We start from the raw sequence: 18,037 nt of genomic DNA, 5'->3' as shown, positions 1-18,037 counted from the left end.
CATGACTCGTTGACACCCAATCAGGTACTGCTCAGGTAAACCGTTATTTTTTGATCACGTACAGCCGAGTCTGGCCGGCAACCACGTTACCGCTTGCCAGTTCATCCAGGCCGGCGTAATCGTCCACGTTGCTGACTACTACCGGGCTGATCATCGAGCGTGCATTGGCATTCAGGAACTCAAGATCCATCTCCAGCACCGGCTCGCCGGCTTTCACCTCGGCGCCTTCTTCCACCAGGCGCTTAAAGCCCTGGCCGTTCAGCGCTACGGTATCAATGCCCATATGCACCACCAGCTCAACGCCCTTGTCGGTTTCCAGGCAGAAGGCATGGTTGGTGTTGAAGATTTTCACTACCGTGCCGTCTGCCGGCGCCACTACGGTGCTGTCGGTTGGTCGGATTGCCACGCCGTCGCCTACTGCTTTGCTGGCAAAGGCCTCGTCCGGCACCTGATCCAGCGCCACAACCTCGCCGCTGACCGGCGCAACCATCGCTTCCAGCACCACGGCCTGCGGCGCGTTAGGTACCGCCTGCGGCTTCGCGTCAGCCTGCGGCGGCGTCGTCGGCACGCTGGCGGCGGCTACCGGGCCGGCAGCCACCACGCCGCGCATCGCGCTGGCAATCAGCTCGGCCTGCGTCCCCACAATCACCTGGACGCTCTGTTTGTTCAGGCGAATCACGCCGGAGGCGCCCAGGCGTTTCGCCAGCGCATCGTTCACCAGCGCAGAATCTTTCACATTCAGACGCAGGCGGGTGATGCAGGCGTCAATCCCGGTCAGGTTATCGGAACCGCCAATCGCGCTCACATAACGGCGGGCCAGCGTGGTGGTGGCGTTTTCATCTTTCCCGGCGGCGGCATCAACATCGTAACCGTCGGTTTCATCACCGGCGACCGCCAGCTCGCGGCCCGGGGTCATCAGGTTGAACTTGGTGATAGTGAAACGGAACACCGCATAGTAGATAACGAAGAACACCAGCCCCTGCGGGATCAGCATATACCAGTGGGTGGCCAGCGGATTGCGGGAAGCAAGCGCCATATCCACCAAGCCGGCGCTGAAGCCGAAGCCGGCAATCCAGTGCATGCTGGCGGCGATAAAGACGGAAATACCGGTCAGAATCGCGTGGATCACGTACAGCACCGGCGCCACAAACATAAAGGAGAACTCCAGCGGCTCGGTGATGCCTGTGAAGAAGGCGGCAAACGCCGCGGCCATCATGATGCCCGCCACTTTAGCCTTGTTCTCTGGACGCGCGCAGTGGTAAATCGCCAGCGCCGCACCCGGCAGGCCGAACATCATGATAGGGAAGAAGCCCGCCTGATAACGGCCGGTAATGCCCACTACCGCCTTGCCGGCTTCAATAGACTGCTGGCCGCCGAGGAAGTTAGGAATATCGTTGATGCCGGCCACGTCAAACCAGAACACCGAGTTCAGCGCATGGTGCAGGCCGACCGGAATCAGCAAGCGGTTGAAGAAGGCATACAGACCGGCGCCGACCGACCCCATTTTCTGAATATATTCACCGAAGTTCACCAGACCGTTAAAGATAAGCGGCCAGACGTACATCAGGATAAAGGCGACCAGAATCATCAGGAAGGAGATCAGGATCGGCACCAGACGGCGGCCGCTGAAGAACGACAGCGCCTTCGGCAGCTCGACGCTGCTGAAGCGGTTGTAGATTTCGGCGGAGATAATCCCCACCAGAATCCCCACGAACTGGTTTTCAATTTTACCAAACGCGGCTGGCACCTGATCCAGCGGGATTTTCTGAATCATTGATACCGCAGCCGGCGAACAGAGGGTAGTCAACACCAGGAAGCCGACAAAGCCGGTCAGCGCAGCGGCGCCGTCCTTATCCTTCGACATCCCGTAAGCGACGCCAATGGCGAACAGCACCGACATATTGTCGATAATGGCTGAACCAGACTTAATAAAGAAAGCGGCGACCGCGTTGTCGCCGCCCCAGCCTACCGGGTCAATCCAGTAGCCGACGCCCATTAATATCGCGGCGGCCGGCAGCGTGGCGACCGGCACCATCAAGGCGCGCCCCACCTTTTGTAAATAACTAAGAATGTTCACCTTTTCCCCCTATTCATCCGCGAGCGGACCCTATTGGCAGTTTATTGAGAAGCCTCACTGCCTTTTTTAAAAATACGCATGGCACACATTACTATGCGGAGTGTAAAAAAATTAATTCGTATCGCAAATTAAAACCTCCTCTTTTGTGATTTGAATCACCAAAAAGGTCAGATTAACGGCGGCATTGCTAGCCATTGCACAAAACTTATTTTATCATTAAAAAAATCGATACTGAGGCTCCCTAACGCAGAAACAACAAAGCTGAATTAGGCTTAAGCCTTCTGACAGGGCTCGTTCAGTATAGCCATAGTTTACTTACCCAAGAGGTGTATGATGAGACTTATCCCACTGAAAGATACCGCACAAGTAGGCAAATGGGCCGCCCGCCATATCGTACAACGCATCAATGCCTTCAACCCTACGGCGGAGCGTCCGTTCGTGCTGGGCCTGCCGACCGGCGGCACCCCGCTGGAAGCCTACAAACATCTGATTGCGATGCACAAAGCAGGTGAAGTAAGCTTTAAGCACGTTGTGACGTTCAATATGGATGAATATGTTGGCCTGCCGCAGGAGCACCCGGAAAGCTATCATACCTTCATGTACCGTAATTTCTTTGATCACGTTGATATCCCGAGTGAAAACATCAACCTGTTGAACGGTAACGCACCGGATGTCGATGCCGAATGCCGCCGCTATGAAGAGAAAATCAAAGCCTACGGCAAAATTCACCTGTTTATGGGCGGCGTGGGAATTGACGGCCACATCGCCTTTAATGAACCGGCCTCTTCGCTGGCGTCCCGCACCCGCATCAAAACGTTGACCGAAGATACCCGCATCGCCAACTCGCGCTTCTTCGGCGGCGACGTCAGCCAGGTGCCGAAATACGCCCTGACCGTCGGCGTCGGTACCCTGCTGGATGCGGAAGAAGTGATGATTCTGGTGACCGGCCACGCCAAGGCGCAGGCGCTGGAGGCGGCGGTAGAAGGCAACGTCAACCATATGTGGACCATCAGCTGCCTGCAGCTGCACGCCAAAGCCATCGTGGTGTGCGACGAACCGTCCACCATGGAACTGAAGGTTAAAACCGTTAAGTACTTCCGTGAACTGGAAGCGGAAAGCGTGAAGAATCTTTAATTTTTTGTTTGTAGGGGGCTACATGTTCGCTTTAACCCACGGCCGTATTTACACCGGCCACGACGTACTTGATGACCATGCGGTAGTGATTGCCGACGGCCTGATTGAACGAGTCTGCCCGCTGGCCGAACTGCCGGCCGGCATCGAAACGCGCGACCTGGGTGGCGCCCTGTTAGCCCCCGGTTTTATCGATGTTCAGCTGAACGGCTGCGGCGGCGTACAGTTTAACGACGCGCTGGAGGCCATCTCTGAAGAGACGCTGGAGATCATGCAGCACGCCAATGAAAAATCGGGCTGCACCAGCTACCTGCCGACGCTGATCACCAGCAGCGACGAATTTATGAAGCACAGCATCGAAGTGATGCGCGCTTATCTGAAAAAACAGCACAATCAGGCGCTCGGCCTGCACCTGGAAGGGCCTTACCTGAGCCCGCAGAAAAAAGGCACCCACAACCCGGCCTTTATCCGCCGCGCGGACAAAGAGATGGTGGACTATATGTGCGCCAACGCCGATGTCATCACCAAGGTGACGCTGGCGCCGGAAATGGTGGAGCCGCACTTTATCACCCAGCTGCGCGACGCGGGCATCATCGTCTCCGCCGGCCACTCCAACGCCACCTATGAGCAGGCGCGCACCGGCTTTGCCGCCGGCATCAGCTTCGCCACCCACCTGTATAACGCCATGCCGTATATTACCGGCCGCGAGCCGGGGCTGATGGGCGCGATTTTCGATACGCCGGAAGTGTATACCGGGATCATCGCCGACGGCCATCACGTCGCCTGGGCGAGTATCCGTAACGCCAAGCGCATGAAAGGTGATAAGTTGGTGCTGGTTACCGACGCCACCGCGCCAGCGGGCGCCGATATTGATCAATTTATTTTCGCCGGTAAAACCATATACTATCGTGACGGGCTGTGCGTGGATGAGAACGGCACCCTGAGTGGTTCTGCGCTGACGATGATCGACGCGGTGAAAAACAGCGTGGAGCATGTCGGCATCGCCCTGGATGAGGCCCTGCGTATGGCCACGCTCTATCCGGCGCGCGCCATCGGCGTAGACCAGCGTTTGGGCAGTATCGAAGCCGGTAAAGTGGCGAACCTGACCGCCTTTACCCGCGATTTCACCATTACTAAAACGCTCGTTAACGGTAACGAGGTTTAATCAGACAGCGAGTAACTTTATTAATGAGCACTGGCGGACAGGCACAGATAGGCAACGTAGATTTAGTTAAACAGCTTAACGGCGCAGCAGTATATCGCCTGATTGACCAGCAAGGGCCAATCTCGCGCATTCAGATCGCCGAACTTAGCCAACTTGCCCCCGCCAGTGTGACTAAAATTACCCGCCAGCTGCTGGAGCGCGGGCTGATCAAAGAGGTCGATCAGCAAGCCTCCACCGGCGGCCGCCGCGCTATCTCCATCGTCAGCGAAACCCGCCAGTTTCACACCGTCGCCGTGCGTCTCGGCCGGCACGATGCCACCATCACCCTGTATGATATGAGCGGTAAATCGCTCGGTGAAGAGCACTACCCGCTGCCGGAACGCACGCAGGAGACGCTGGAAAACGCCCTGTTCAACGCCATCGAGCAGTTTATCGCCAGCTATCAACGCAAACTGCGCGAGCTGATCGCCATTTCGGTGATCCTGCCGGGGCTGGTCGATCCGTCGCTCGGCGTGGTGCGCTATATGCCACACATCGGCGTCGATAACTGGCCGCTGGTCGATAACCTGCAGCAGCGCTTCAACGTCACCAGCTTCGTCGGCCACGATATCCGCAGCCTGGCGCTGGCCGAACACTACTTCGGCGCCACGCGCGACTGTGAAGACTCCATTCTGGTGCGGCTGCACCGCGGCACCGGCGCCGGCATTATCGTTAACGGCCAGATCTTCCTCGGCAATAACGGCAACGTCGGCGAAATCGGCCATATTCAAATCGACCCGCTCGGTGAACGCTGCCACTGTGGCAACTTCGGCTGTCTGGAAACCGTCGCCGCCAATGCCGCCATTGAACAGCGGGTGCGTCAGCTGCTGGCGCAGGGCTATCCCAGCAAGTTGCTGTCGCCGGACGACTGCGGCATCAACGCCATTTGCAAGGCCGCCAACCGCGGCGACCTGCTGGCCGGCGAAGTTATCGACCACGTCGGCCGCTACCTGGGCAAAGCGGTGGCGATCGCCATCAACCTGTTTAACCCGCAAAAAGTGGTGATCGCCGGCGAAATTACCGAAGCGCACAAAGTCCTGTTGCCGGCGATACAAAGCTGCATCAATAATCAGGTACTGAAAGATTTCCGTAAAAACCTGCCGGTAGTGACCTCGGAACTTGACCACCGTTCGGCGATCGGCGCCTTCGCCCTGGCCAAGCGCGCCATGCTCAACGGCGTGCTGCTGCAGCGCTTACTGGAAAGCTGACCCTATTTTCAGGCGGATGGCATCACGCCCTCCGCCCTCTTGATGAGATCCCCCCACCATGACGATTAAAAACGTAATCTGTGATATCGACGGCGTACTGATGCATGACAACACCGCCGTTCCCGGCGCCGACCGCTTTCTGGCGCGCATTCAGGAGCAGGGCATGCCGCTGGTAGTGCTGACCAACTACCCGTCGCAGACCGCGCAGGATCTGGCCAACCGCTTTGCCGCCGCCGGCCTGGACGTGCCGGAAAGCGCGTTCTATACCTCGGCGATGGCCACTGCCGACTTCCTGCGCCGTCAGGAAGGTAAAAAAGCCTATGTGGTCGGTGAAGGCGCGTTAATTCACGAGTTGTACAAAGCCGGCTTCACCATCACCGATATCAACCCCGACTTTGTGATTGTCGGCGAGACCCGCTCCTACAATTGGGAGATGATCCACAAGGCCGCCTATTTCGTCAGTAACGGCGCGCGCTTTATCGCCACCAACCCGGATACCCACGGCCACGGCTTTGTCCCGGCCTGCGGCGCGCTGTGCGCCCCGATCGAAAAGATCACCGGCCGCAAACCGTTTTACGTCGGTAAACCCAGCCCATGGATTATTCGCGCCGCGCTGAACAAGATGCAGGCCCATTCGGAAGAGACGGTGATCGTCGGTGATAACCTGCGCACCGACATTCTGGCCGGCTTCCAGGCCGGCCTGGAAACCATTCTGGTGCTGTCCGGCGTCTCCACGCCAAACGATATTGAAAGCATGCCGTTCCGCCCGACCTATATCTTCCCGTCGGTTGCCGATATCGACCTGTTCTGATCGTCACGACGGCGGGGTTCCCGCCGTCGTATCATGTAACCCCCGCCAGTACGTTGAGTTTTATTTATTTGACACCGATAGCCTGTTTGCGGCTTTATTTTTTCCGCTGCAGGGCGCTGCAAAAACCACCAGTAGCGCGATTTATTTAACGAATCCTCAAAAAATAGCGCTTAAATATAAATATCCGCTAATTTTCACCCCATCACCGATAACTATTTTTCTCCTGAATATGAAAACGCTTGCGCCCGACGTCGTTTTTGGCGCATTTTCATAAACACCCCGTAGCCATCGTCCCGGCTGCGTATAACAGCAAAAACAACATCACAGTCCCAGAAAAGTCGTTTAGGAGAGTTTGTATGTGTTCTATTTTCGGTGTGCTCGATCTGAAGTCCGATCCTGCTGAGCTGCGTAAAAAAGCGCTCGAGCTGTCTCGTTTGATGCGCCACCGCGGCCCGGACTGGTCCGGCATTTACGCCAGCGATAAAGCCATTCTGGCGCATGAGCGTCTGTCGATCGTCGATGTTAATAACGGTGCGCAACCGCTGTATAACGCGGCACATACTCACGTTCTGGCGGTAAACGGCGAAATCTATAACCACCAGGCGCTGCGCGACGCATTGAGCGACCGCTATCAGTTCCAGACCGGCTCCGACTGTGAAGTGATCCTGGCGCTGTATCAGGAAAAAGGCCCGGCGTTCCTCGACGATCTGCAGGGAATGTTCGCCTTCGCGCTGTATGACGCGGAAAAAGACGCCTACCTGATCGGCCGCGATCATATCGGCATTATCCCGCTGTATATGGGCTTTGATGAGCACGGCAACCTGTTCGTCGCCTCGGAAATGAAGGCGTTGGTGCCGGTCTGCCGCACTATTAAAGAATTCCCCGCCGGCAGTTACCTGTGGAGCCAGGACGGCGAGATCCGCCAATACTACCAGCGCGACTGGTTTGACTACGACAGCGTTAAAGACAGCGTCACCGACGCCAATGCGCTGCGCAATGCGTTGGAAGAATCGGTAAAAAGCCACCTGATGTCCGACGTGCCTTACGGCGTGCTGCTGTCCGGCGGCCTGGACTCGTCGGTAATTTCCGCCATCACCAAAAAATACGCCGCGCGCCGCGTGGAAGATCAGGAGCGCAGCGAAGCCTGGTGGCCTCAACTACACTCCTTTGCCGTCGGCCTGCAAGGCTCGCCGGATCTGCGCGCCGCGCAAGAGGTGGCCAACCACCTCGGCACCGTGCACCATGAAATTCACTTCACCGTGCAAGAAGGCCTGGACGCCATCCGCGACGTGATCTATCACATTGAAACCTACGACGTCACCACCATCCGCGCCTCGACGCCGATGTATCTGATGTCGCGCAAGATCAAAGCGATGGGCATCAAGATGGTGCTGTCCGGCGAAGGCGCCGACGAAGTCTTCGGCGGCTACCTCTACTTCCATAAGGCGCCGGACGCGCACGAATTCCACGACGAGACGGTGCGTAAACTGCTGGCGCTGCATATGTTTGACTGCGCGCGCGCCAACAAGGCGATGTCCGCCTGGGGCGTTGAAGCGCGCGTGCCGTTCCTCGACAAGAAATTCCTCGACGTGGCGATGCGCATCAACCCGCAGGATAAAATGTGCGGCAACGGCAAAATGGAAAAGCACATTATTCGCGAGTGTTTTGAGTCCTATCTGCCGGCCAGCGTGGCCTGGCGCCAGAAAGAGCAGTTCTCCGACGGCGTGGGCTACAGCTGGATCGATACGCTAAAAGAGGTGGCTGCACAGCAAATCAGCGACCAACAGCTTGAAAACGCACGTTTCCGTTTCCCGTACAACACGCCGACGTCAAAAGAAGGCTACCTGTACCGTGAGATTTTCGAAGAGCTGTTCCCGCTGCCAAGCGCCGCCGAGTGCGTGCCGGGCGGCCCGTCGGTGGCTTGTTCGTCAGCCAAGGCGATTGAGTGGGACGAATCATTCAAAAAAATGGACGATCCGTCCGGCCGCGCCGTCGGCGTACACCAGTCCGCTTATCAGTAAACGGCTATATATCAACATGACGGCGAACCTGCGGGTTCGCCTTTTTGTTGATGTTTTAAACCATAAATTGAATGAATTGCCGATTTTATCGCCATACTGTTCACAACCCAGACAAACGGCACCCTGCAACGCTTTTTCGGCAAAAAACTTGTTGACGCAAATCGGTCATATACGCATAATGCGCCCCGCAACGCCGATGAAGGTAGCGCGAAAAAAGATGGCTACGTAGCTCAGCTGGTTAGAGCACATCACTCATAATGATGGGGTCACAGGTTCGAATCCCGTCGTAGCCACCATCTTTTTTGCGGGAGTGGCGAAATTGGTAGACGCACCAGATTTAGGTTCTGGCGCCGCAAGGTGTGCGAGTTCAAGTCTCGCCTCCCGCACCACTCTCTTCATCGTCGTCGGCTCTGCTGATGGGGTATCGCCAAGCGGTAAGGCACCGGTTTTTGATACCGGCATTCCCTGGTTCGAATCCAGGTACCCCAGCCATCTTCTCTCTGGGAAGGCGGTCAGCAGGAAAGATTTGTAACGGTTGTTGGGGTATCGCCAAGCGGTAAGGCACCGGTTTTTGATACCGGCATTCCCTGGTTCGAATCCAGGTACCCCAGCCATACAAACAACCTGCAAGTCGATAAAGCAATATTTAGCGCGGCTACGTAGCTCAGCTGGTTAGAGCACATCACTCATAATGATGGGGTCACAGGTTCAAATCCCGTCGTAGCCACCATTGCTAAGTTTGCTTTCAACAATTGGGGTATCGCCAAGCGGTAAGGCACTGGATTCTGATTCCAGCATTCCGAGGTTCGAATCCTCGTACCCCAGCCACATTTAGAAAAGCCCACTTCGGTGGGCTTTTTGCTTTTCTGCTGCTGCCTTTAGCATGCAAACAAAGAAAAAGGCCGGGAGTCCCGACCTTCTATTTATCACGCCGTACGGTGCCTGCCCGACAGCTTATAAGCCCAGCGCATACTTCAGCGCTTTTTGTTTCAGCCCCCCGGCGCGTTCGGCGGCCATCAGCGCCAGATTGCGCGCTACGCCAAGCGGCGCCAGGCGATTGCTGAAGGCGGTATAAAACAGATCCATCCCGCTCTGCATCAGCAGGTTGTCGGCGCGGCGCCGGCGCTGATAGCGCTGCAGCACCGCCTCGCTCGACCATTCCTCACCCCGCTCGCGCGCCTCCAGCAGCACGTTCAGCAACGCGTCGACATCGCGGTAACCCAGGTTAACCCCCTGCCCGGCCAGCGGGTTGATGGTGTGCGCCGCGTCGCCGACCAACGCCAGCCCCGGCAGGACGTAACGCTGGGCATGGCGGCGCACCAGCGGGAACGAGCCGGCGGCATGCGCCTTCACCGCGCCGAGCCGCCCCGGAAACGCCGCGGCAATCTCCTGCTCCAGCTGCGCCATCGGCATGCTTTGCAACTGACGAATGCGTTGCGGGCTGTCGTACCACACCAGCGAGGCCCAGTCGTCATACAGCGGCAGAAAAGCGCGCGGCCCGGAAGGGAAGAACTGCTGCCAGGTGGCATCCTGCTGCGGCGCGCCGGTCTGCACGGTAATCAGCATGCAGGACTGACGATACTGCCAGCCGCTGACGCCGATATCCGCCAATGTGCGCACCTGCGAGTGCGCGCCGTCGGCACCGACCACCAGCCGCGCCGTCAGCGTCTCTCCGTCATCCAGCGTCAGTCGCCATGCACCCTCCCCGCGCTGCAGCGCCTGCAGCCTGGCCGGACAATGCAGCGTCAGCGTGTCGCAGTGCTGCAGCTGCTGCCACAGCGCCAGCTGCAGCAGGCGGTTTTCCACCATAAATCCGAGTTCGGGCAGGCCCAGCTCGGCCGCGTCGAACGCCACCCGCGCCGATTCCCACTCCCAGGTTTCCAGCCGGCGGTACGGCGCCGAGCGCATCTGCGCCAGCGATTGCCAGGCGCCCAGCTGTTTCAACAGAGCGACCGAGGCACAGCCAATGGCGGAAATCCGCAGATCCGGCGCGCTGTGCGGATCAAACGCCGCCGGCGCCTGATGCTCCAGCAGCGCCACGCTAAATCCGGCCTGCGCCAGCCCCAGCGCGGCGGCCGCGCCGACCATGCCGCCGCCGACCACGGCGACGTCGTACTCTGTTTGAGAAGTCTTCATGTTGGTTATGCTTGTTGGTTGGTGAGCGCCGCTCCACCCTGCGCGGCGTGTTGCCCTTAGTGTACCGGATTTTTCATCCGGCTTCAGGTCGCAGGAGCGTTTCCCCGCGCTGGTCACCGCCGCGGCAAGTGTTTACAATGCCCCTCTGCAATGTCGCTATCCCCGTCATAAGAGAGGCGCAGGCTCACGGCAGCCGCGCACGGTACGTTCCCGGGAATTCGCTGCGTTGCCGTCTCCCTGCAGCCTGAATGATTTTGGGTATAATGCAGCTTAATTTCGCTTCGCACTGATAATGGCTATTCGATGACCAAGAAACTACATATCAAAACCTGGGGCTGTCAGATGAATGAATACGATTCATCCAAAATGGCAGACTTACTGGGAAGCACGCACGGTTACCAATGGACCGAAAACGCCGAAGAGGCGGACGTGCTGCTGCTGAATACCTGCTCAATCCGCGAGAAAGCGCAGGAAAAAGTTTTCGCTATGTTGGGCCGCTGGAAGCAGCTAAAAGAAAAGAACCCGGATCTGATTATCGGCGTAGGCGGCTGCGTCGCCTCACAGGAAGGCGACCATATTCGCCAGCGCGCGCCCTGCGTCGACGTGATTTTCGGGCCGCAGACGCTGCACCGCCTGCCGGAGATGATTAACCACGTTCAGGGTACCCGCAGCCCGATCGTCGATATCAGCTTCCCGGAAATCGAGAAATTCGACCGCCTGCCGGAACCACGCGCCGAAGGCCCGACCGCCTTTGTGTCCATCATGGAAGGCTGCAACAAATACTGCACCTTCTGCGTGGTGCCTTACACCCGCGGCGAAGAAGTCAGCCGCCCGAGCGACGACGTGCTGTTTGAAGTTGCACAGCTGGCGGCGCAAGGGGTACGTGAGGTCAACCTGCTGGGCCAGAACGTCAACGCCTACCGCGGCGCCACCTACGACGGCGAGATCTGTACCTTCGCCGAACTGCTGCGCCTGGTGGCGGCCATCGACGGTATTGACCGCATCCGCTTCACCACCAGCCACCCGATCGAGTTCACCGACGATATCATCGCGGTGTATGAGGATACGCCGGAGCTGGTCAGCCACCTGCACCTGCCGGTGCAGAGCGGTTCAGACCGCGTCCTGACCATGATGAAGCGTGCGCATACTGCACTGGAATATAAGGCGATTATCCGCAAGCTGCGCAAGGCCCGGCCAAATATCCAGCTCAGCTCCGACTTTATCATCGGCTTCCCGGGCGAGTCTCAGGCCGATTTCGAGCAGACCATGAACCTGATCGCCGAGGTCAACTTCGACACCAGCTTCAGCTTTATCTACTCATCGCGCCCCGGCACGCCGGCCGCCGACATGGTGGACGACGTCAGCGAAGAAGAGAAAAAACAGCGCCTGTACATTCTGCAGGATCGTCTCAGCCAGCAGGCGCGGCAGTTCAGCCGCCGTATGCTGGGCACCGTGCAGCGCATTCTGGTCGAAGGTACCTCGCGCAAGAATGTGATGGAGCTGGCGGGCCGCACCGAGTGCAACCGAGTGGTCAACTTCGAAGGCACGCCGGACATGATCGCCCAGTTTGTCGACGTAGAAATTACCGAAGTACTGGCAAACTCGCTGCGCGGCGTCGTGGTGCGAACCGAACAGCAGATGGATCTGCGCGTGCACGAATCTCCGCAGTCGGTGATTGCCCGCACCCGCAAGGAAGACGAGCTGGGCGTCGGCACTTATCAGCCTTAATCGCCCAATGCGGTAACGGTAACCTGGCCGGGCGTTTGCCCGGCTATTTTATTGTGCATGCCGATAAGAAAGGGCGCCGCTTTCTCACCGCTCACGCGGCGAAGTGGGCCGCATTTTTCATCATTTCCCCTTGAATTCCTGCGCTGGCGCACAGATAGATCAGGGGTAAACTTGCGCGCTTGCCGCGCACCATGAATAATTCATCGTATATCCGTCTTACTTCGGCTTCGCTGCCGGAGACGTTATTCAGGATATATGTGACTCAGGCTTTGCCCTGAACGCGCGCGTCCCGTACGCGCAACGTGACATCAACAGGCCCGATGTGACCTAGAGGAATAGTTTGAACGTCGCAACACAAGAAATTCTGTTAGAGCCCGCAGACAATCAGCGTTTGCTCAGCCTGTGCGGCCCGTTTGATGACAATATCAAACAGCTCGAGCGCCGGCTGGGGATTGAAATCAGCCGCCGTGACAACCGGTTTAAACTGGTCGGTAAAAACCCCTGCGTGGTGGCCGCTGCGGATATTCTGCGTCATCTGTATGTGGATACGGCGCCGATCCGCGGCGTGATCCCCGATATCGACCCGGAACAGATTCATCTGGCGATCAAAGAAAGCCGCGTGCTGGAACAGGTCGCCGACAGCGTGCCGGATTACGGCAAAGCGGTGAACATCAAAACCAAGCGCGGTATGGTGAAACCGCGTACGCCGAATCAGGCGCAGTACATCGCCAATATTCTCGACCACGACATCACCTTCGGCATCGGCCCGGCCGGCACCGGTAAAACCTACCTGGCGGTGGCCGCCGCCGTCGATGCACTGGAGCGTCAAGAAGTGCGCCGCATTCTGCTGACGCGCCCGGCGGTCGAAGCCGGCGAGAAGCTCGGCTTCCTGCCGGGGGATCTCAGTCAGAAGGTCGACCCTTACCTGCGCCCGCTGTACGACGCCCTGTTTGAAATGCTGGGCTTTGAGCGCGTTGAAAAGCTGATCGAACGCAACGTGATCGAAGTCGCGCCGCTGGCCTATATGCGCGGCCGTACGCTGAACGATGCCTTTATCATTCTGGATGAGAGTCAGAACACCACCATCGAACAGATGAAGATGTTCCTGACGCGCATCGGCTTCAACTCCAAAGCGGTAATTACCGGCGACGTGACGCAGATCGACCTGCCGCGCAACCAGAAATCCGGCCTGCGCCACGCGGTGGAAGTGCTGTCCGCGGTGGAAGAGATCAGCTTCAACTTCTTCCACAGCGAAGACGTGGTGCGTCACCCGGTGGTGGCGCGCGTGGTCATCGCCTATGAAGCCTGGGAAGCCGAAGAGCAAAAGCGCAAAGAAGCGCTCGCCGAACAGCGCAAGCGCGAGGCGCAGCTGGCCTCCGAGCAGGAGACGCCATGAGCCAGGTGATTCTCGATTTACAGATTGCCTGTGAAAACGCCGCCGGCCTGCCGGAAGAAGCCGCTTTCCAGCGCTGGCTGGAGAGCGTGCTGCCGCAGTTTCAGCCCGAGTCAGAAGTCACCATCCGTCTGGTGGACGAAGCGGAAAGTCACGATCTGAATCTGACCTACCGCGGCAAAGATAAGCCGACCAATGTGCTCTCCTTCCCGTTTGAAGCGCCGCCGGGCATCGAACTGCCGCTGCTGGGCGATCTGATCATCTGCCGGCAGGTGGTTGAACAGGAAGCGAACGAACAGGGCAAGGCCCTGGAGGCGCACTGGGCGCATATGGTTGTTCACGGCTGCCTTCATCTGCTAGGGTATGACCACATCGACGATGATGAAGCCGAAGAAATGGAATCTTTGGAAACCGACATCATGCAGGGGCTGGGCTATCCCGACCCCTATCTGGCGGAAAAAGATCCCACTTAACGTTAGCTGCTTACCCCACAGCCTCGTGCGCGAGGCTGTCGCTAACCCCTTACTCTGACATGAGTGATATTAACTAAAACGCCATGAGCGACGACAATTCACAAAGCAACGACAGCCCCAGTAGCAAGAAGGGTTTTTTTACTCTGCTCCTTAACCAGTTATTCCACGGCGAACCGAAAAACCGTGACGATCTGGTCGAACTGATCCGCGACTCCGAACAAAACGATCTGATCGACCCCGATACCCGCGACATGCTGGAAGGGGTGATGGATATCGCCGAGCAACGGGTGCGCGATATCATGATCCCCCGCTCCCAGATGGTCACGCTCAAGCGCAACCAGCCGCTGGAGGAGTGTCTGGACGTGATCATCGAGTCCGCCCACTCGCGCTTCCCGGTGATCAGCGAAGACAAAGACCATATTGAAGGCATTCTGATGGCCAAGGATCTGCTGCCGTTTATGCGCGCAGCGTCCGAGCCGTTCAGTATCGACCGGGTGCTGCGCCCGGCGGTGGTGGTGCCGGAAAGCAAGCGGGTCGACCGCATGCTGAAGGAGTTCCGCTCCCAGCGTTACCACATGGCGATCGTCATCGACGAGTTCGGCGGCGTTTCCGGCCTGGTAACCATTGAAGACATTCTGGAACTGATTGTCGGTGAAATCGAAGACGAGTATGACGATGAGGAAGATCGTGATATCCGCCAGCTCAGCCGCCATATGTACACCGTGCGCGCGCTGACCGCGATTGAAGACTTCAACGAGGCCTTCGATACCCACTTCAGCGATGATGAGGTCGATACCATCGGCGGCCTGATCATGCAGGCCTTCGGCCATCTGCCAACCCGCGGGGAAACCATTGAAATCGAAGGTTACCTGTTTAAAGTTGCCATGGCCGACAGTCGACGTATCATCCAGGTTCATGTAAAAATTCCGGACAACGCTCCGCAACCGAAACTGGAAGACTAAATTTCACATGGCCAACGCCTCTTTATTCGATCGCCAGCGGGTTCGCGCCCTGCTGGCGCTGTTGACCGGCGCCTGCGGCACGCTGGCGTTTTCTCCTTATGATATCTGGCCGGCGGCCATCGTTTCCCTGTGCGGACTGCTGGCGGTCACGCTTAACCGCAGCGTGCGGCAGTCGGCGCTGCTCGGCTTTATCTGGGGGATGGGGCTGTTCGGCAGCGGCATCAACTGGGTGTACGTCAGCATCGCCGACTTCGGCGGGATGCCGTTCGCCGTCAATATCTTCCTGGTGGCGCTGCTTGCCGCCTACCTTTCCCTGTACACCGGGCTGTTTGCCGGCCTGCTGACGCGCCTCTGGCCGCAAACCCACTGGCTGCGGCTGGCGGTCGCCGCCCCGGCGCTGTGGCAGGTCACCGAGTTCCTGCGCGGCTGGGTGCTGACCGGCTTCCCCTGGCTGCAGTTCGGCTACAGCCAGATCAACGGCCCGCTGAAAGGCCTGGCGCCGCTGCTGGGCGTCGACAGCATCACCTTTGTGCTGATGTCGCTGAGCGGCCTGCTGGTGTACGCCGCCGCACGGCGCCGCATCCTGCCGGCGGCGATCGCCGTCGCCATGCTGCTGCTGCCGTGGCCGCTGCGTCAGCTGCACTGGTTTACCCCGCAGCCCGACAAGGCGGTCAGCGTCGCCATGGTGCAGGGCAACATTGCCCAGTCGCTGAAGTGGGATCCGCAGGCGCTGGTCAGCACACTGCAGGCCTATCTGGACGCCACCCGTCCTTACGTGGGCAAAGCGTCGATGATTATCTGGCCGGAGTCGGCCATTCCCGACGTGGAAAGCAACCAGAACGGTTTTCTGACCATGATGGACAATCTGGTGCGCGCCAAACACAGCAGCCTGATCACCGGCATTGTGGACGCCCGCGCCACCCGGCAGGGCACGGAATACTTTAACAGCGTGATTGTTCTGGGTGAAAAAGAGCCGTACCGCTACCCGGCCGCCGACCGCTACAACAAACACCACCTGGTGCCGTTCGGCGAATTCGTGCCGCTGGAAACGCTGCTGCGACCGCTGGCGCCGTTCTTCGATTTACCCATGTCCTCCTTCAGCCGTGGCAATTATGTCCAGTCGCCGCTCAAGGTGCAGGGCTACGATCTGACGGCGGCGATTTGCTATGAAATCGTGCTGGGCCAGCAGGTGCGCGACAACTTCCGTCCGAATACCAACTTCCTGCTGACCATCTCCAACGACGCCTGGTTCGGCCACTCTATCGGCCCGTGGCAGCACTTCCAGATGGCACGCATGCGCGCCCTGGAGCTGGGCCGGCCGCTGCTGCGCAGCACCAATAACGGCGTCACCGCCGCGGTTGGACCAACCGGCGACGTCATCGCCGAGCTTCCGCAGTTCACCCGCCAGGTGCTGGAGGTGAAGGTGACCCCGACCACCGGCATCACGCCGTACGCCCGCTTCGGCGGCCTGCCGCTGTGGGTGATTACCGCCCTGCTGGGCGGCCTGGCGCTGTTGTTCGGCCTGCGCCGCCGTTAATCTGCCTCACGGGGGATGCCGCCGGGCGTCCCCCCTTTCTTCAGCCCTTCCCCTCTCTCCTGGCATGCTCCTTGCTTTGTTTATTCTGCCTGCGCGTCGGCGTTACCTGAGATGACGCGGCCTGGCAAATCCGCCGCACCATAACGGTGCCGCCGGATTTTATTGCATCTATTTGGTGCGCGTGATGTCTCAAATTACGAAACATATTGGTTTCATTTTGTTCACAATCGGCTATTTTCTAACGGTAATCTGTTCTAAGACTATCTTTATAATGTGAGCAATAAACAACCATTTTCACTCTGACGCGCTTTCGTCAGAACCACCACAACAGCAAGGAGTTGGACCATGCACATGCGTAAACTGGCGTTATCGTTACTGCTGATTGGGATGGCAGGCAGCGTAGCCCACGCGGAAGAATTGACCGGTACGCTGAAGAAAATCAAAGACAACGGCGTGATCGTTGTCGGTCACCGTGAATCTTCAGTTCCTTTCTCCTATTACGACAACCAGCAGAAAGTGGTGGGCTATTCTCAGACCTACTCAAACCAAATCATCGACGCCATCAAGAAAAAGCTCAACGCTCCCGACCTGAAGGTGAAGCTGCTGCCTATCACCTCGCAAAACCGTATTCCTTTGCTGCAAAACGGCACCTATGACTTCGAGTGCGGTTCCACTACCAACAACGTCGAGCGCCAGAAACAGGCCGCCTTCTCCGATACCATCTTTATCGTCGGCACCCGCCTGCTGGCGAAAAAAGGCTCCGACGTGAAAGACTTCAAAGATCTGGCCGGCAAACCGGTGGTGGTCACCTCCGGCACCACCTCTGAAGTGCTGCTGCACAAGCTGAACGATAAGGATCAGATGAAAATGCGCATCATCAGCGCCAAAGATCACGGCGACTCTTTCCGCACGCTGGAAAGCGGCCGCGCGGTGGCGTTTATGATGGATGATGCCCTGCTGGCCGGCGAACGCGCCAAAGCCAAGAAGCCGGACCAATGGGAGATCATCGGCACGCCGCAGTCGAAAGAGGCTTACGGCTGTATGATGCGTAAAGACGATGCCGACTTCAAAAAGCTGGTTGATGACACCATCGCCCAGGCGCAAACCTCCGGTGAAGCCGCCAAATGGTTTGATAAGTGGTTCAAACAGCCTATCCCGCCAAAAAATCTGAATATGAACTTTGAACTGTCTGACGATATGAAGCAGCTGTTCAAAGCCCCTAACGATAAGGTTCTGAACTAATAACAACAAAGCGGGCACGGCGGCAACGCCGAACCCGCCCCGTTGACGGCGGGACAGACAGGTATACGGCAGGTCGTTCCCCTGCCGTATTTTCCCCCGACGCCGGACTGCCTA

At 58.1% G+C, this 18,037-nt stretch carries 13 protein-coding genes and 6 tRNA genes; 17 read left to right on the top strand and 2 right to left on the bottom strand.

Features of this window, described 5'->3' with window-relative positions:
* Positions 1-43: 43 nt before the first annotated feature.
* A complete protein-coding gene (gene nagE / locus TAN611_RS05960; protein ID WP_197951445.1) occupies positions 44-2,077 on the bottom strand; it encodes an N-acetylglucosamine-specific PTS transporter subunit IIBC in 2,034 nt (677 codons plus the stop codon).
* A gap of 333 nt (positions 2,078-2,410) precedes the next feature.
* Here nagE and nagB point away from each other — a divergent pair, with 333 nt between their 5' ends.
* The 11 genes from nagB to TAN611_RS05905 all read left to right on the top strand — a co-directional run bounded on the left by nagB (position 2,411) and on the right by TAN611_RS05905 (position 9,280).
* Positions 2,411-3,211: a glucosamine-6-phosphate deaminase gene (gene nagB / locus TAN611_RS05955; RefSeq protein WP_105230125.1), complete on the top strand. Its 801-nt coding sequence runs from the start codon at positions 2,411-2,413 to the stop codon at positions 3,209-3,211.
* 22 nt (positions 3,212-3,233) lie between these two features.
* On the top strand, positions 3,234-4,373 hold the full coding sequence (gene nagA / locus TAN611_RS05950; RefSeq protein ID WP_203067384.1) for an N-acetylglucosamine-6-phosphate deacetylase: 1,140 nt from the start codon (positions 3,234-3,236) through the stop codon (positions 4,371-4,373).
* Between the two features lie 23 nt (positions 4,374-4,396).
* Positions 4,397-5,620, top strand: coding sequence for an N-acetylglucosamine repressor (locus tag TAN611_RS05945; RefSeq protein WP_105230123.1), 1,224 nt, complete (start codon positions 4,397-4,399; stop codon positions 5,618-5,620).
* Positions 5,621-5,678: 58 nt separating this feature from the next.
* A complete protein-coding gene (locus TAN611_RS05940) occupies positions 5,679-6,431 on the top strand; it encodes an HAD-IIA family hydrolase (protein WP_015671317.1) in 753 nt (250 codons plus the stop codon).
* Between the two features lie 356 nt (positions 6,432-6,787).
* A complete protein-coding gene (gene asnB, locus TAN611_RS05935; RefSeq protein WP_105230122.1) occupies positions 6,788-8,452 on the top strand; it encodes an asparagine synthase B in 1,665 nt (554 codons plus the stop codon).
* Positions 8,453-8,671: 219 nt separating this feature from the next.
* Positions 8,672-8,748, top strand: a tRNA-Met gene (locus tag TAN611_RS05930).
* An 8-nt stretch (positions 8,749-8,756) separates the two neighbouring features.
* A tRNA-Leu gene (locus TAN611_RS05925) sits at positions 8,757-8,841 on the top strand.
* A 28-nt stretch (positions 8,842-8,869) separates the two neighbouring features.
* Positions 8,870-8,944 (top strand) — tRNA-Gln (locus TAN611_RS05920).
* Positions 8,945-8,991: 47 nt separating this feature from the next.
* Positions 8,992-9,066: transfer RNA gene (locus TAN611_RS05915), tRNA-Gln, on the top strand.
* Between the two features lie 39 nt (positions 9,067-9,105).
* Positions 9,106-9,182, top strand: a tRNA-Met gene (locus TAN611_RS05910).
* Positions 9,183-9,205: 23 nt separating this feature from the next.
* A tRNA-Gln gene (locus TAN611_RS05905) sits at positions 9,206-9,280 on the top strand.
* A 126-nt stretch (positions 9,281-9,406) separates the two neighbouring features.
* Here the strand turns inward: TAN611_RS05905 and ubiF are convergent.
* A complete protein-coding gene (ubiF, locus tag TAN611_RS05900; protein ID WP_203067383.1) occupies positions 9,407-10,588 on the bottom strand; it encodes a 3-demethoxyubiquinol 3-hydroxylase in 1,182 nt (393 codons plus the stop codon).
* Positions 10,589-10,891: 303 nt separating this feature from the next.
* Between ubiF and miaB the strand changes: the two genes are divergently transcribed.
* From miaB to TAN611_RS05870, 6 genes are all read left to right on the top strand, one after another.
* Entirely contained in the window at positions 10,892-12,316 is a 1,425-nt protein-coding gene (gene miaB, locus TAN611_RS05895; protein WP_105230120.1) for a tRNA (N6-isopentenyl adenosine(37)-C2)-methylthiotransferase MiaB, read from the top strand.
* Between the two features lie 340 nt (positions 12,317-12,656).
* Positions 12,657-13,712, top strand: a complete 1,056-nt coding sequence (locus TAN611_RS05890; protein ID WP_015671312.1) for a PhoH family protein — start codon at positions 12,657-12,659, stop codon at positions 13,710-13,712.
* Positions 13,709-14,182 carry an rRNA maturation RNase YbeY gene (gene ybeY / locus TAN611_RS05885; RefSeq protein WP_105230119.1) on the top strand — a complete coding sequence of 158 codons (474 nt, stop codon included), beginning with the start codon at positions 13,709-13,711 and terminating at the stop codon, positions 14,180-14,182. Before TAN611_RS05890 ends, ybeY begins: the two co-directional genes overlap by 4 nt.
* A gap of 83 nt (positions 14,183-14,265) precedes the next feature.
* The gene (gene corC, locus TAN611_RS05880) at positions 14,266-15,144 is read left to right on the top strand and encodes a CNNM family magnesium/cobalt transport protein CorC (RefSeq protein WP_105230118.1); all 879 of its coding nucleotides are present in this window, start codon (positions 14,266-14,268) and stop codon (positions 15,142-15,144) included.
* A gap of 7 nt (positions 15,145-15,151) precedes the next feature.
* Positions 15,152-16,681 (top strand): apolipoprotein N-acyltransferase, encoded by a 1,530-nt coding sequence (gene lnt, locus TAN611_RS05875; RefSeq protein ID WP_203067382.1) that lies wholly within the window; start codon positions 15,152-15,154, stop codon positions 16,679-16,681.
* 345 nt (positions 16,682-17,026) lie between these two features.
* The gene (locus TAN611_RS05870) at positions 17,027-17,923 is read left to right on the top strand and encodes an amino acid ABC transporter substrate-binding protein (RefSeq protein ID WP_105230116.1); all 897 of its coding nucleotides are present in this window, start codon (positions 17,027-17,029) and stop codon (positions 17,921-17,923) included.
* Positions 17,924-18,037: the final 114 nt, after the last annotated feature.

The organism is Serratia sp. Tan611, assembly GCF_905188235.1.
GTDB classification, from domain to species: Bacteria; Pseudomonadota; Gammaproteobacteria; order Enterobacterales; family Enterobacteriaceae; genus Serratia_B; species Serratia_B rhizosphaerae.
The sequence above is the reverse complement of the archived record's forward strand: the minus strand, read 5'-3'. Positions and strand labels throughout refer to the sequence as shown.